Source organism: Paractinoplanes atraurantiacus, from assembly GCF_900215205.1.
GTDB lineage: Bacteria > Actinomycetota > Actinomycetes > Mycobacteriales > Micromonosporaceae > Actinoplanes > Actinoplanes atraurantiacus.
On the sequence record NZ_OBDY01000001.1, the window covers coordinates 1,104,094 to 1,118,270 of the forward strand.

17 protein-coding genes are annotated in these 14,177 nt (G+C 70.6%); 9 read left to right on the forward strand and 8 right to left on the reverse strand.

The window, feature by feature from the left end:
- Positions 1-149 precede the first annotated feature (149 nt).
- Together cimA and CRP55_RS05265 are read left to right on the forward strand one after the other, a co-directional pair.
- Positions 150-1,727, forward strand: coding sequence for a citramalate synthase (gene cimA, locus CRP55_RS05260; RefSeq protein ID WP_097318267.1), 1,578 nt, complete (start codon positions 150-152; stop codon positions 1,725-1,727).
- Positions 1,724-2,095: a RidA family protein gene (locus CRP55_RS05265; RefSeq protein ID WP_097318269.1), complete on the forward strand. Its 372-nt coding sequence runs from the start codon at positions 1,724-1,726 to the stop codon at positions 2,093-2,095. Before cimA ends, CRP55_RS05265 begins: the two co-directional genes overlap by 4 nt.
- Here the strand turns inward: CRP55_RS05265 and thrS are convergent.
- From thrS to CRP55_RS05295, 6 genes are all read right to left on the reverse strand, one after another.
- A complete protein-coding gene (gene thrS / locus CRP55_RS05270; RefSeq protein WP_097318757.1) occupies positions 2,061-3,260 on the reverse strand; it encodes a threonine--tRNA ligase in 1,200 nt (399 codons plus the stop codon). The genes CRP55_RS05265 and thrS overlap by 35 nt on opposite strands.
- A gap of 144 nt (positions 3,261-3,404) precedes the next feature.
- Positions 3,405-3,932: a GNAT family N-acetyltransferase gene (locus tag CRP55_RS05275; protein WP_097318271.1), complete on the reverse strand. Its 528-nt coding sequence runs from the start codon at positions 3,930-3,932 to the stop codon at positions 3,405-3,407.
- Positions 3,929-4,876, reverse strand: a complete 948-nt coding sequence (locus CRP55_RS05280) for an endonuclease/exonuclease/phosphatase family protein (RefSeq protein WP_097318273.1) — start codon at positions 4,874-4,876, stop codon at positions 3,929-3,931. The genes CRP55_RS05275 and CRP55_RS05280 overlap by 4 nt, the downstream gene beginning before the upstream one ends.
- Entirely contained in the window at positions 4,873-5,883 is a 1,011-nt protein-coding gene (locus CRP55_RS05285) for an endonuclease/exonuclease/phosphatase family protein (RefSeq protein WP_097318275.1), read from the reverse strand. Before CRP55_RS05285 ends, CRP55_RS05280 begins: the two co-directional genes overlap by 4 nt.
- A gap of 36 nt (positions 5,884-5,919) precedes the next feature.
- Entirely contained in the window at positions 5,920-7,266 is a 1,347-nt protein-coding gene (locus CRP55_RS05290) for a M16 family metallopeptidase (protein WP_097318277.1), read from the reverse strand.
- On the reverse strand, positions 7,263-8,567 hold the full coding sequence (locus CRP55_RS05295; protein ID WP_179855013.1) for a M16 family metallopeptidase: 1,305 nt from the start codon (positions 8,565-8,567) through the stop codon (positions 7,263-7,265). Before CRP55_RS05295 ends, CRP55_RS05290 begins: the two co-directional genes overlap by 4 nt.
- Before the next feature lie 73 nt (positions 8,568-8,640).
- Here CRP55_RS05295 and arfB point away from each other — a divergent pair, with 73 nt between their 5' ends.
- Positions 8,641-9,081, forward strand: coding sequence for an alternative ribosome rescue aminoacyl-tRNA hydrolase ArfB (gene arfB, locus CRP55_RS05300; protein ID WP_438865753.1), 441 nt, complete (start codon positions 8,641-8,643; stop codon positions 9,079-9,081).
- A 14-nt stretch (positions 9,082-9,095) separates the two neighbouring features.
- Entirely contained in the window at positions 9,096-9,293 is a 198-nt protein-coding gene (locus tag CRP55_RS05305) for a hypothetical protein (RefSeq protein ID WP_097318281.1), read from the forward strand.
- Between the two features lie 216 nt (positions 9,294-9,509).
- Here CRP55_RS05305 and CRP55_RS05310 read toward each other — a convergent pair whose 3' ends face one another.
- On the reverse strand, positions 9,510-9,788 hold the full coding sequence (locus CRP55_RS05310; protein ID WP_097318284.1) for a helix-turn-helix domain-containing protein: 279 nt from the start codon (positions 9,786-9,788) through the stop codon (positions 9,510-9,512).
- 132 nt (positions 9,789-9,920) lie between these two features.
- Between CRP55_RS05310 and CRP55_RS05315 the strand changes: the two genes are divergently transcribed.
- A complete protein-coding gene (locus CRP55_RS05315) occupies positions 9,921-10,151 on the forward strand; it encodes a hypothetical protein (RefSeq protein WP_097318759.1) in 231 nt (76 codons plus the stop codon).
- Here CRP55_RS05315 and CRP55_RS05320 read toward each other — a convergent pair.
- On the reverse strand, positions 10,138-11,079 hold the full coding sequence (locus tag CRP55_RS05320) for a 3-methyladenine DNA glycosylase (protein WP_097318287.1): 942 nt from the start codon (positions 11,077-11,079) through the stop codon (positions 10,138-10,140). The genes CRP55_RS05315 and CRP55_RS05320 overlap by 14 nt on opposite strands.
- Positions 11,080-11,262: 183 nt before the next feature.
- On the opposite strand from CRP55_RS05320, the gene CRP55_RS05325 reads away from it, so the two are divergent.
- Genes CRP55_RS05325 through CRP55_RS05340 form a run of 4 tightly spaced genes read left to right on the forward strand, consistent with a single transcriptional unit; the run spans position 11,263 to position 14,117 of the window.
- Positions 11,263-12,186, forward strand: a complete 924-nt coding sequence (locus CRP55_RS05325) for an ABC transporter ATP-binding protein (protein ID WP_245922841.1) — start codon at positions 11,263-11,265, stop codon at positions 12,184-12,186.
- A complete protein-coding gene (locus CRP55_RS05330) occupies positions 12,186-13,028 on the forward strand; it encodes an ABC transporter permease (protein ID WP_097318293.1) in 843 nt (280 codons plus the stop codon). Before CRP55_RS05325 ends, CRP55_RS05330 begins: the two co-directional genes overlap by 1 nt.
- Positions 13,029-13,064: 36 nt before the next feature.
- Positions 13,065-13,286, forward strand: a complete 222-nt coding sequence (locus CRP55_RS05335; protein ID WP_097318760.1) for a helix-turn-helix transcriptional regulator — start codon at positions 13,065-13,067, stop codon at positions 13,284-13,286.
- 39 nt (positions 13,287-13,325) lie between these two features.
- Positions 13,326-14,117, forward strand: coding sequence for a fumarylacetoacetate hydrolase family protein (locus CRP55_RS05340; RefSeq protein WP_097318295.1), 792 nt, complete (start codon positions 13,326-13,328; stop codon positions 14,115-14,117).
- Positions 14,118-14,177 lie beyond the last annotated feature (60 nt).

Below are 14,177 nucleotides of genomic sequence, written 5' to 3' on the forward strand. Positions count from 1 at the left end.
TCCGCCCGTGGCAAACTTCGCTACGTGACCCACCTCGTGCTGATTATTGGCACCTAGCGCGCCGGCTGACCTTTCGCCGACGCGCAGACCTCCCGCATCCGCGGGGGGTCTTTTTGTTGGGCCACCAATAATTTCGAAGGGAACGCGCCATGGAGTACCAGGTCTTCGACACCACGCTGCGCGACGGCGGGCAGCGGGAGGGGATCAGCTACTCGGTCGCCGACAAGCTGGCGGTCGCGAAGCTGCTCGACGAGTTCGGCGTGGGCTTCATCGAGGGCGGCTGGCCCGGCGCGATGCCCAAGGACACCGAGTTCTTCCAGCGGGCCAAGACCGAGCTCGACCTGAAGAACGCGGTACTGGTCGCCTTCGGCGCGACCCGCAAGGCCGGCACCACCGCCGAGAAAGACCCGCAGGTGAAGGCCCTGCTCGACGCCGAGACCCCCGTCGTCTGCGTCGTCGCCAAGAGCGACATCCGCCACGTCGAGCGCGCCCTGCGCACCACCGGCGACGAGAACCTGGCGATGGTCCGCGACACCGTCCAGCACCTGGTCGCCAGCGGCCGTCGCGCCTTCGTCGACTGTGAGCACTTCTTCGACGGCTTCCGCTACGACCCCGACTACACCGCGAGCGTCGTCAAGACCGCCATCGACGCCGGCGCCGAGCGGGTCGTGATGTGCGACACCAACGGCGGCATGCTCCCCTCGATGATCACCAAGGCGGTCACCGAGGTCGTCGAGCGGACCGGCGTCCCGGCCGGCCGGCTCGGCATCCACTGCCAGAACGACACCTCGTGCGCGGTCGCCAACACCGTCGCCGCCGTCGAGGCCGGCGTCAAGCACTTCCAGTGCACCGCCAACGGCTACGGCGAGCGTCCCGGCAACGCCGACCTGTTCGCCGTGGTCAGCAACCTGCAACTCAAGCTCGGGCTGCCGGTCCTACCGGAGGGCTGCCTGGAGAAGGCGACGCGGGTCTCCACCGCGCTCGCCGAGATCGCCAACATCGCCCCCGACACCCACCAGGCCTATGTCGGGGCCGCCGCTTTCGCTCACAAGGCGGGGCTGCACGCGAGCGCGATCAAGGTGGATCCGCTGCTCTACAACCACGTCGACCCGTCGGTGGTGGGCAACGACATGCGGATCCTGGTGACGGAGATGGCCGGCCGGGCCAGCATCGAGCTCAAGAGCCGCGAGCTCGGCATCGACCTGGCCGGCCACCCGGACACCCTGTCCACGGTCACCCGCAAGGTGAAGGACCTGGAGGCCGGTGGCTGGTCGTTCGAGGCCGCCGACGCCTCGTTCGAGCTGCTGGTGCGGGGCGAGCTGCCGGGTGAGGGCTTCGCCCGCCCGTTCGGCCTGGAGACGTACCGCGTGCAGGTCGAGCATCGCGAGGACGGCGCCGTGGTCTCCGAAGCCACCGTCAAGGTGCGGGTGAACGGCGAGCGGGTGATCGCCACGGCCGAGGGCAACGGCCCGGTCAACGCGCTCGACGAGGCCCTGCGCGCCGCGCTGACCGCGCACTACCCGCAGCTGAAGACCTTCGAGCTGACCGATTTCAAGGTACGCATCCTGGAGGGCACCCACGGCACGAACGCGGTGACCCGGGTGCTGCTCGAGACCGGCGACGGCGAGCGCGACTGGACCACGGTCGGCGTGCACGAGAACATCATCGAGGCGAGCTGGGTCGCTCTGGTCGACGCCCTGACGTACGGCCTGGCCGAGACCAAGTGAGGATCTTCTCGGGCTCCGCTTTCGAGGAGCAGATCGGTTACGCCCGCGCGGTCGTCGACGGCGACCGGGTGTACGTCTCCGGCACCACCGGCTTCGACTACTCGACCATGACGATCTCCGATGACGTCGTCGAGCAGGCCGAGCAGTGCCTGCGCAACATCGGGGCGGCCCTGGCCGAGGCCGGCTGCTACTTCACCGACGTCGTCCGGGTCCGCTATCTGCTGCCGAACCGCGAGGACTTCGAGCCGTGCTGGCCGGTGCTGCGCAAGTACTTCGGCGATGTCCGCCCGGCCGCCACCATGCAGGTGTGCGGCCTGGCGGACCCGCGGATGCTCATCGAGATCGAGGTGGACGCGCGGCGGCGCTGATCATCTCGATCGCGGCGGCGTGCGGCATCGGGGCGAGCTGACTTCCGTCGCGATGCCGCAGCGCCACCAGGCCGTCCGGCGCCTCGCGGCGGCCGATGACGCCGACGTACGGGATCTTGCGCTCCGCCGCGGCCCGGATGCGCGCGCCGATCGAGCCCTCGTGGTGCACCTCGGCCCGCAATCCAGCCTCGATCGCCGCCGCTTCCAGAGCGCCGGCCGATGACGCGAGATCCTCGGCGACCGGCAGCACGGCCAGTTGCACCGGCGCGTACCAGACCGGGAAGGCCCCGCCGTGCACTTCGATGAGGTGCCCGAAGAGCCGTTCCATCGAGCCGACCAGGCTGCGGTGCACCATCACCGGCCGCGATCGGCCGCCGTCGCCGTCCGCGTACTCAAGCCCGAAAGCCGAAGGTTGGTGGAAGTCGACCTGAATGGTGGCCAGGCTCGACTCCCGGCCGGCCGGGTCGACGATCTGCACGTCGATCTTCGGCCCGTAGAAGGCGGCCTCGCCCGGCGCCTCGACATAATCGACGCCGTCCAGCGCCTCGCGCAGCAACGATGAGGCGAGATCCCACATGGCGTCGTCCCCGGCGTACTTGCCGCCGTCGCCGCGCAGCGAGAGCCGGTACGACGAGGGTTCGAAGCCGAGCGCCGCGTGGGCTTCCCGCATCAGCCGCAGCACGCCGGCCACCTCGCCGACGACCTGGTCGAGGTCGCAGAAGATGTGCGAGTCGTTGAGCTGGATCGACCGCACCCGGCCGAGACCGCCGATCACGCCGGAGCGCTCGGCCCGGTACATCGGCCCCAGCTCGGCTATGCGCAGCGGCAGGTCACGGTAGGACCGCTGGCGCGACTTGAAGATCAGCGCGTGGTGCGGGCACTGGCTGGGCCGCAGCACCAGCTCGTCGCCGCCGATCCGCATGGCCGGGTACATGTCCTCGGCGTAGTTGCGCCAGTGCCCCGACAACTCGTACATCTGGCGTTTGCCGAGGGCGGGGGAGTGCACGTGCCGATATCCGGCCCGGCGTTCCAGCTCGTAGAGATAGGACTCGACCGCGTGGCGCGCGGCCGCGCCGCCGGGCAGCCAGAACGGCAGGCCGGCGCCGATCAGCGGGTCGGAGTCGAACAGGTCCAGCTCGCGCCCGAGCCGGCGGTGGTCGACGATCATGGGATTCTCCTTCGGGTCGAGGCCCGGGAAGACACCCCATGACAAAGCCCCGGGCGTCTCGCCCGGGGCCGATGCAGAGGTCAGCGCGCGCCGGGGCGTCCCGGCGTCGTCAGCTGCTGACCGAAGTTCATGCCGCGAATGCTAGGCGCGCTCGTCGTCGGCCAGCAACTGGAATAGGACGTGGTCCTGCCACTCTCCGGCGATCTTCAGGTAGCGGGGCGCCACCCCGTACCGCCGGAAGCCGTTGCGTTCCAGCACCTTCTGGGAGGCGGCGTTGTGCACCAGCGTGCCCGCCTCGACCCGGTGCAGGCCGAGCTCGCCGAACGCGAGGCCGGCGATCCGGCCGACCGCGGCCGTGGCGATGCCGCGCCCGTTGGCGTCCCGGGCCACCCAGTAGCCGAGGTGGCAGGACTGGAAGGGGCCGCGCGCGATGCCGGTCAGCATGACGCGCCCGACGATCCGCCCGTCGTCGACGATCACGTGCGGCAGGGTGGCGCCACCCTCGTACTGCCGAAGCGTCTCTTTGATCAGGCGCCGCTGGCCCTCGTCGGTGAAGAACTCGGCCGGGCGCACCGGCTCCCACGGCGTGAGGAACTCGCGGTTGGCCCGCAGCAGCGCCCCGATCTCGGCCGCGTCGCCCTCGGTGGTCAGCCGGGTCGTCGCGCTCATCGGGCGGCCGCCGGCAGCATCAGCTCGGCCACGATCGACCGGTGGTCACTCCGCGGAATGGCGTGCACGCTTGCTTCCCGTACGCCCAGACGCTCGTCCACCAGCACATGGTCGATGGTGACCGGCGGCAGCGGCTTGCCGTCGTACGGCCCCCACGTCCCGGCCAGGCCCTTGCCGGTGGCGTCGGCGGCATCGCGGTAGCCGTGGGCGATCAGCTGCCGCATCGGCGTGTGGTCGAGCGTCGAGTTGAAGTCGCCGAGCAGGATCCGCGGGGTCCCGCTCGCGTCCGCGTGCGGCTGGGCCCGCAGATCGGCGCGCCACTGCCCGAGAATCGATTGAGCGTACGGGGCGATCGGATGCGCCGACTCCACGACGACCGCGCTGGCGCCTGGGGTGTGCACCGTGGCGTACGCCTGCATGAAGCCGCCGCCGTTGCGCCGGGCCCCGGCGTCCGTGACCGGAAAGCGGGAGTAGACCCCCGAGCCGTCGGCCTCCGGCTCGTCGGCGAGCGACGAGTACGGCAGCAGCGCGCCCAGCCCGGCCGCGGCCAGCGCCTGCCGGCCCTCGGTGGTGAACTCCTGCACGGCCAGCACGTCGACGTCGCGCTCGCTGACCAGCTTGACGATCGCGGCTGGATCGGCCCGGCCGAACAGCATGTTGCTGGTCATGACGGTGAGTTTCACGCCCTGCTGCGGGCCGCGGTCGCGGGCCGGGAAGGCGCGCGGCGCGACGGCGACGGCCAGCCCGATCGCCGCCACCACGGCCACCGCCCCGATCGTCCAGCGCCTGGTGGCCAGGGCCACCACGGCCGGGAGCCAGGCCCAGGCCGCGACGTACGGGGTGAAGGCGAACAACTGCACCAACGGGCCGCGTTCCCAGCCGCCGAGCCGGATGACGGCCCAGATCAGACCGGGCAGGACGAGAAGCGTCAACACCGTCGTCATGCGCCTCCCGCCGCCGGCAAGGTGACGGACGCGATCACGGAACGGTGGTCGCTGTCGGTGACCTTGTGCACCTGGACGTCCCGTACCCCGATCCGCTCGTCGACCAACACGTGGTCGAGCGTCACCGGCGGGATCGGCTTGCCGTCGTACGGACCCCATGTCGCGATCAGCCCCTTGCCCACGGTGTCGGCCGCGTCCCGATAGCCGTCCGAGATCAGCTCGCGCAGCGGCGCGTGGTCGAGCGTCGAGTTGAAGTCGCCGAGCAGAATCCGCGGCGTCCCGTTCCCCGACGGCCGCGGCTCCTGATCGAGGTCCGCCTTCCAGGACGGCAAGGCCTCTTTCGAGTACGGCGCGAGCGGGTGAGCCGACTCGATGGTCACCGCACCCGCCCCGGGCGGCTGGATCGTCGCGTACGCCTGCATGTTGCCCGGTTGAAGGTTGTCGCCGTGGAATCTTTGCGAACCCTGGCCGGTCATCGGATATCGCGAGTAGAGGCCCGACCCGGTCGTGCCCACCTCGTCGGCCAGCGCCTGGTAGGGCAGCAGGTCGCCGAGCCCGGCCGCGGCCAGCCCCTCGGCCGCGTGCGGGGTGAACTCCTGCACCGCCAGCACCGCGACGTCGTGCTCGCGGACCAGCCGCACCACCGACGCCGGGTCGGCCCGCCCGATGAACATGTTGATCGTCATGACCGTGAGCGGGACCCCGGACGTGGCGCTCGAGCCCGGTATCGCCCGTGGCAGGACGGCCGTGCCGAGCAGGATCGCGGCCAGCGCGGCCACGGCGGCGATCAGCCACTTGCGGGCGGCCAGGGCCGCGATCAGCGGCACCAGGGTCCACGCGGCCACGTACGGCGTGAAAGCCATCACCATCACGACGTAGCCGGGCTCCCAGCCGAGCGACCGGAAGACCGCCCAGACCAGGCCCGGCAGGGTCAGCAGAGTGAGGAGCAGAGTGCGCCTCACCCGGCGACCCGGCCGGGCCCCGGCCAGCGTGGTGGTGATCGTCATGGCGGCAAAGTTATCTCGCCGCCCTGGGAATTTGATCTAGAGGTCGGCGTCGACGATCTCGCCGATACCGGCCGCGACCAGCTCATCCCGGATGATCGCGGCGTCACCCTCGACCACCAGAGTCAGCCCGTGAGGGTGCAGATGGCGGCCGGCGGCGGCCGAGACCTCGGCCAGCGGCGTCTCCAGATAGCTACGGCGCAGCTGCGGGTAGTAGTCGTCGGGGAGGCCGTGGAGGACCAGCGTGCTCAGCGCCCCCACGATCGAGCCCGGCGTCTGCATCTCCACGCTGAGCTGCCCGGCCCGCCACGACCGGGCCACCGCCAGCTCGTCCTCGGTGACACCGTCCTGCTGGGTGCGGTCGATCTCGCCGAGCGTGTCGACGATCGCCGGCACGGTCACCGCCGTCTGCACGCCCGCGGCCACCTCGAAGCGGCCGAACCGGCGCGACATGGCGTACGAGCCCCGGATGCCGTACGTGTAGCCCTTCACCTCGCGGATGAGGTGGTTGAGGCGCGACGTGAAGGCGCCGCCGAGGATCGTGGCGGCCAGCGTCATCTGTACATAATCGGGTGTCGCCCGTTCGGGTGAACGGTGACCGATCCGCAGCGTCGACTGCACCGAGCCCGGCCGGTCGACCAGGATGATCCGGCGGTGGTCGCGGACCGAGAAGTCCAGCGGGCCCTCGACCGGCAGCGGGTCGCCCTCGCTGCCACCGAACGCGGCCTCGCCCAGCGCGGCCAGGTCGAGCGTGTCGAGATCACCGGCCACCAGCAGCACGCCCGGCCGGCGCATCCAGCCCTGGTGGAAGGCGAGCACGTCGTCCACGGTCACGGCGGCCACGGAAGCGGGATCGCCGTGCATGGGCCGTCCGAAGCGCTCGGCCGCGCCGAACAGGTCGGCCCGCAGCGCCGCGTCGGCCCGAGGGCCGGGCTGGGCCCAGTCCATCCGCAGCGCGGTCACCTCGTCGTCGCGCACCCGGGCCACGTCGGCCGGGTCGAGCTTCGGCGTGCGGGTGGCCTCGGCCGCGAGACGCACGGCGTCGAGGAGCTGCGGCACCGGGGCCGAGACGCCGACCCGGAACGTGTCCCAGTCGACCGACGGCGCCAGCTCGGCGCCGAGACTCTCCAGAGCGATGGCGTACGCGGCGGAGTCGCGCCGCTGCGTGCCCTCCTCCAGCGACTTGGCGAGCACGGTGGCGGTGCCCTCACGGCCCCGCGTCTCCCGGGCCGCGCCCGCGTCGAGCATCAGCATCGCGGTCGCGAGCAGCTGGCCCGGCAGGTGCGCGCCGATCACCGTGCCGCCGGCGACGGTGACCCGCTGAAGGTCCGGGAACGTGTACGGCCGGGCCTCACCCGGCTCGGGGCGGGTGGCGATGAGGGTCATGCCTTCTCCTCGGGAACGTACGTGAGGGTGACCCTCGACTCCGGCTGCAACAACTTGGCGGCCTCGGTGACGTCGTCGGCCGTGACCGCGAGCCACTCCGGCAGGCGGTAGGCGGCCGCCTCGGGCTCGCCGAACTGCGTCGTGTAGCGGCTCAGGGTGTCGGCCCGCCCGCCCACTGTGGACACCTGCCGCCACCAGGCGGTGGTGAGCAGCGCCTTGGCCCGGGCCAGCTCGTCCTCGGTCACCGGCTCGGTCACCAGGCTCGCGATGACCTCGTCGAGGCCGGCCTCGAGCTCCTCGACCGCCACGCCGTCCTTGGCGGTGGCCGTGATGATCAGCGGGGCCGGTGCGTGCGCCAGGTCGACGCCGTACGAGCCGATGTAGTCGGGCTGGGCGATCCGCTTGCCGTCGGCCAGGCGCTGGTAGAGGCGGCTGCCCCGGCCGTTGCCGAGCACCGCCGCGAGCACCGTGACCGCGTCGTACCCCTTGGTCCCGAACGGGTGCGTGCGGTGCGAGATGTAGATCCTGCTCGCCGGCACCGCGGCGGTGACCGTTTCCCTTCTGGGCTCTGCCTGGGTGATGTGCCCCTTCGGCGCCGGCGGGATGTCCGCCACCGGCTCCAGCAGCCCGAAATACTTCTCGGCCAGCGCGAACACCCGCTGCGGGTCGGCGTCCCCGGCCACGGTCAGCACGGCGTTGTTCGGCGCGTAGTACTGCTGATGGAAGGCTTTGAACGTCTCCAGGCTCGCCGCGTTCAGGTCCTCCATCGAACCGATCGTGGCGTGGTGGTACGGGTGGCCCACCGGGTAGAGCAGCTCCAGCAGCCGCAGCCAGGCGTCGCCGTACGGCACGTTCTCGTACCGCTGGCGGCGCTCGTTCTTGACCACCTCACGCTGGTTGTCCAGCGTCTCCTGGGTCAGCGCCGGCACCAGGCCACCCATCCGGTCGGCCTCGAGCCACAGGGCCAGCTCCAGATGCTCGGCCGGCATCGTCTCGAAGTAGTTGGTGCGGTCCGGGTTCGTGGTCGCGTTCAGCGAGCCGCCGTTGCCCTGCACCAGGCGCATGTGCTCGGTCTTGGCCACATGCTGCGAGCCCTCGAACATCAGATGCTCGAACAGATGGGCGAAGCCGGTCTGCCCGGCCGGCTCGTGCCGCGAGCCGACGTCGTACCAGAGATTGACGCAGACGACCGGTGCTGTCCGGTCCTCGCTCACCACGACCCGGAGGCCGTTGGCGAGTCGCGTGGTTTCGATAGGCCACGGATAGCCGGTCGTGACAACCGGCACGCTTGGGGACGTCACCCACCCATACTGCCCCCTGGGTCAACGTTTTCTTGATCGATAACCGCGTGGCGGTCCACCCACCCCCGATGCCATGCTGTCCAGCGTGACCGAGGACGTGCGAGTGAACGACCGCCTGACGATCCCGGCGGCCGAGCTCGCATGGCGCTTCTCCCGCTCCAGCGGCCCCGGCGGCCAGGGCGTCAACACCACCGACTCCCGGGTCGAGCTCTCCTGGGACGTGGCCGGCTCCCAGGCCCTGCCCGACTTCCTGAAGGAAAGGGCCCTGGCCCACCTGTCGGGCCGTCTGACACACGGTGTGCTGACGATCACGGCCTCGGAGTTCCGCTCCCAGCTGCGCAACCGCGAGGCCGCCACCATGCGCCTGGCCGCGCTGATCGCCGCGGCCGTGGCCCCGCCCCCGCGCAGCCGCAAGGCCACCCGCCCCTCCCGCGGCTCGGTCGAGCGCCGCATAGCCGAGAAGAAGCGCCGGGGCCAGACCAAACAGAACCGCCGATCTTTCCCCACGGACTAGCCGATAATCAGGCGGTGACCGCGCCGCGCCCGACCGTCGCCGCCAAAGCCGCCCTGGTGGCCGGCGGCAGTTTCACCTCCAGCATCGCGCTGATCCTGCTCCTGGCCGCCGTCTGGGGTCTGGGCGACCGCATGGTCCTGTGGGCGCTGGTCGCCCTGTCCACCCTGACCGCCGCCGCAATGTTGATCGCCGCCGGCCGCCTGCGCCCATAGCCTCGCGAGGCGCCCGCGCCTACCGCGCCTCCCGCCACCCGGCCGGCCTGGAAGCCCGCGGCAGCGCCAACAGCGCCCCGAACCTTGGTCCGGTTCCTCCAGCCGGTCAAGCCGCACGTCGTCATCTGCCGGGTGCTGCCGGCACCGCACCCTTGCCGACGGCTGAGGCCTTCACCCCGCCCATCATCGGTTGATCAATGTGCCTGGACATCACAATCAGGTGCGGCCGGCCGATGTGAAAGCCGTGCGCTCGGATCGGTAGGTGAGTGGGCCGAAGAGGGCCATCAGGCGCCGGGCGGCGGGAGAGAGGTCGGCCTCGGCCTCGGCGAGCGCCGTCAACCGGTTCTCGGTGCCGTAAAGCGTGTCCAGGGCCAGCGCGACCGCGACCGTGGGTGGGCGCAGGTCTCTCTCGATGCGGGAGAGGTGGCCCGGGTCCAGGTGGGCGGCGCGGGCGGCCTCGCGCAGGGAGCGGGTGCCGCGCAGTCGCCGTGCCAAAACCCCGAATGTTTCCACAACGCCTCCTGGAGAAGTGTTGCCAATTTCGCGCCGCCGGATTGGCAACACGGAGCAACTGATCACGGGACTAGTGTCGCACGCCTAGTCCGATGTGGAGCGGGGGGTGGCGTGATGGTGCCTCAGCCGGGAGATGTGCTGGAAGTGGACCGGTCGGCCAGCGTGCAGTTCGCCACGCCGATCAGGTTCCGGGTCATCCGTGTGCACGATTGGCAGACGTACGCGGGATGGGTGTGGATCGACGGCTACGAGCTCGACGCCGTCGGGGAGGCGGTCGAGCGCCGTTCGATATTTGTGCAGATGGCGGGCCTGCGGCCGGCGCCGGAAGGGCTCAGCGGTGATTGAAGGGAGCGACGGCCTCGCGGTTGCGCGACGCGTCCTCGGGGCCCATGAGCTCCTCGCAGACGCGGATCAGGCGGGCCCGCAGGGCGGCGGCCCGGCGGGCGAACTCGCGCTGCCGGGCCACGTACTCGGCCTTGCCCTCGGGGGTTTCGATCTTGACCGGATCGAAGCCGTACGAGGACAGGTCGTACGGGCTGGCCTGCATGTCCAGCAGCCGGATGTCGCCGGCCAGGGCGAAGCAGTCGAGCGCCAGTGCGCCCGGCACCGCGGGGCCGAGCTTGGTCGCCCACTTGTGGACGTCCATCGCGGCGTGCAGGCAGCCGGGCTGATCGAGGTCGACCTGGGTGGCCCGGGTCGGCTGGAGGCGGTTGAGGCCGACCGCCTCGGGCGTGAAGAAGCGGAACGCGTCGAAGTGCGTACACCTGATCGGGTGATCCTCGACCACCCGATCGGTTTCGGCCTGGCCGAGGCGCAGCGGCAGCGCGTGGCGGTGCTCCGGGTCGCGGTAGACCATGGCCCACTCGTGCAGGCCGAAGCAGCCGGAGAAGACCGGGCGGGACGCGGTCGCGGTCAGCAGGCCGTGGATGTAGCGCACCGACTCGCCGCGGGCGTGCATGAAGGCGACCTCGTCGAGGGTGACCACGCCGTCGGGATAGGTCATGTAGAACTTCCACGCGGCGTGCTCGGCCACGCCGGCCGGCGAGGGGGCGAGACCGGTGCCGACGCCGGGGTGCCAGCGGCGCAGCACCGACGGCCGGGTGCCGTAGTAGTCGTACAGAAAATCCTCGATGGCGTGCTTCTCGCCGGAGGCCCGGCGGGCACGGTGGCCCGCGGTCATCTCGTCGGCGCGCTCGGCGTGCGCCCGGGCGATAGGAATCCAGGTGACCGAGGGCAGCGTCGTGGTGAGCGTCCTCACCTGCTTGATCCCCATCGCACCAGCGTATCCAGCCGAGGCGATCAACACGATCACCGTCACGCGCTAATGAGCCGCGCCACGGTGCTCACTCCCGGCATATCCGTCCAATTCGGTCCGTAAATTTTTCCGACGGAGCAGACCTGCAAAAATATGTAGTACATCTACTACATCCTTGCTAACGTCCTGGACATGGAAGGAATGACATTGACGGGGGCGCTCGCCACCGGCCCGGAGGTTCCGGCCGGTGAGCGGGTGATCGACATTCACGATCTCCGCATGCGGTACGGGACCAAGGACGTCCTGACCGGGGTGACCTTCGCCGCCCGGCGCGGTGAGGTCCTCGCTCTGCTCGGCCCCAACGGTGCCGGCAAGACCACCACGATCGAGATCCTCGAGGGCTTTCGGATGCGGTCCTCCGGAGACGTACGGGTCCTGGGTGTCGACCCCGCCTCCGGCGGCGAGCGGTGGCGCTCCCGCGTCGGCGTGGTGCTCCAGTCGTGGCGCGACCACGGCAAGTGGCGCGTCGCCGAGCTGCTGGAACACCTGGGCCGCTACTACCGCCCGTACTCCACGCCCGAAGCCGATCGCCCGTGGCCCGTCGGCGATCTGCTCGAAGTGGTCGGCCTGACCGCGCAGGCCGGCGTCCGGGTGTCCCGGCTCTCCGGTGGCCAGCGCCGCCGCCTCGACGTGGCGATCGGCATCGTCGGCCGGCCCGAGCTGCTCTTCCTCGACGAGCCCACTGTCGGCTTCGACCCGGCCGCCCGCCGCGAGTTCCACGACCTGGTCCACCGGCTCACCGATGTGGACGACACCACGATCCTGCTCACCACCCACGACCTCGACGAGGCCGAGAAACTGGCCGACCGCATCGTGATCCTCTCCGGCGGCCGGATCATCGCCGACGGCTCGGCCGACGAGCTGTCCCGCCTGGTCTCGCGCGAGAGCGAGATCCGCTGGACCCGCGACGGTCAGCGTTTCGTCCACTCGGCCGAGCAGGCCACGCCGTTCGTCCGCGAGCTGCTGGTGCAGTACGGCGACGACGTCACCGAGCTCGAGGTGCGCCGCACCAGCCTCGAGGACACGTACATGCGGCTGGTCCGCGACTTCGAGGGGAGCACGTGATGTTCGAGACGGTCCGGATCGGCGCCGCCCGCGGGCGCATCGAGCTGCGCCAGACGCTGACCACCCCGCTCGACCTGTGGGGCTACCTGTTCCCGACGCTGATCCTGCTCGTCGTCCTGTTCTTCATGCGCGACGCCACGATCCCCGGCACCGACTTCTCGCTCGGCGCCAGCACCCTGCCCGGCATGCTCGGGATGAACCTGGCCTTCGGCGGCCTGATCACGATCGCCCAGCTGCTCGTGGTCGAGCGCGAGGACGGCACCCTGCTGCGGGCCAAGGCCACGCCGAACGGGATGAGCGGCTACCTGGTCGGCAAGGTCATCGCGGTCGGCGGCATGACGCTGGTGTCGGTGCTGGCCGTGCTGATCCCGGGCGCCCTGCTGGTCGACGGGCTGGAGACCGGGCCCGGCACGTGGCTGACCCTGCTCTGGCTGCTGCCGCTGGCATTGCTGGCCACCATGCCGATCGGCGCCGCCCTGGGCTCGATCTTCGAGAGCCCGCGGGCCTTCCCGGTGATCATGCTGCCGCTGTTCGGGCTGATCGCGATCTCCGGCATCTTCTATCCGATCACCGCGATGCCGGGCTGGATCCAGGGCGTCGCTCAGGTCTTCCCGCTGTACTGGCTAGGGTTGGGCATGCGCTCGGCGTTCCTTCCGGACGCGCTGGCCGCGGTCGAGCTGACCGGGTCCTGGCGCACGCTGGAGACCTTCGGCGTGCTCGTGGCGTGGGCGGTCGCCGGCCTGGCGCTGGCGCCGGCGCTTCTGCGGCGGATGGCGCGCCGCGAGTCCGGTTCGGCCGTCGCGGCGCGGCGCGAGCGAATGATGAGCACGGTCGGGCGGTAGGAATTGGGCAACGAGGTCACGCACAACCGGATCGCGATGCTGCGCGCCGAGCGCGGCATCTCGCGGCGCCAGCTCGCCGACGCGGTCGGGGTCCACTATCAGACCGTCGGCTACATCGAGCGCGGCGAGTTCAGCCCGAGCCTCCACCTGGCGCTCAAGATCGGCCGCTACTTCGAGGTGCCGATCGAGGTGATCTTCTCGCTCGACCCGTTCCCCCGTCTCGGTGCGACGGCGGACGGAGCGCAGCGCCCGGCGTAGATTTCCTAGGAGCATCAAAGCCGCGAACAGGAGATCATCGTGCGTTTCGCCCGTTTTGTCCATGCTGGTGGGGTCTCCTTCGGTGTCGTCGAGGGCGACGCCTCCGGCCTGACCATCGCCGAGATTTCCTCCCTGCCGTTCGAGGAGGTCCGCTTCACCGGCCAGCGCTGGGCCCTCGCCGACGTCCGGCTGCTCGCCCCGATCTTCTCGAGCAAGGTCATCGGCGTCGGCCGCAACTACGCCGACCACGCCGCCGAGCTCGGCAACGAGGTGCCCAAGGAGCCGCTGATCTTCATCAAGCCGTCGACCTCGGTCATCGGGCCGAACGACGCGATCCGCCTCCCCCCGCAGTCGCAGCGCGTCGAGGAGGAGGCCGAGCTCGCCGTCGTGATCGGCGCCACCGGCGCCCGCCGCGTCGACCGGGCCGGCGCCGAGAAGGCGATCTTCGGCTACACCATCGGCAACGACGTCACCGCCCGCGACCTGCAGCGCAGCGACCCGCAGTGGACCCGGGCCAAGGGCTTCGACTCGTTCTGCCCGATCGGCCCGTGGATCGTCACCGGGCTCGACGTGAGCGACCTCGAGATCCGGTGCGAGGTCGGCCGTGATCCTGAGGCCATGGAGGTGCGGCAGATCGGCCGTACGAAAGACATGGTCTTCGACATTCCGACCCTGGTCTCGTACGTGTCGCATGTCATGACGCTGCTGCCCGGCGACATCATCCTGACCGGCACACCGGCCGGCGTCAGCGAGATCACGTCCGGCGACACGGTGTCGGTGAGCATCCAGGGCATCGGCGAGCTGCGGAACCCCGTCGTCTCCCTCGACTGACCTCGGCAGGCCCAGGCACGTCCTGGGCCTGTTTTTCCGGCCGAAATTCCGTATACCATA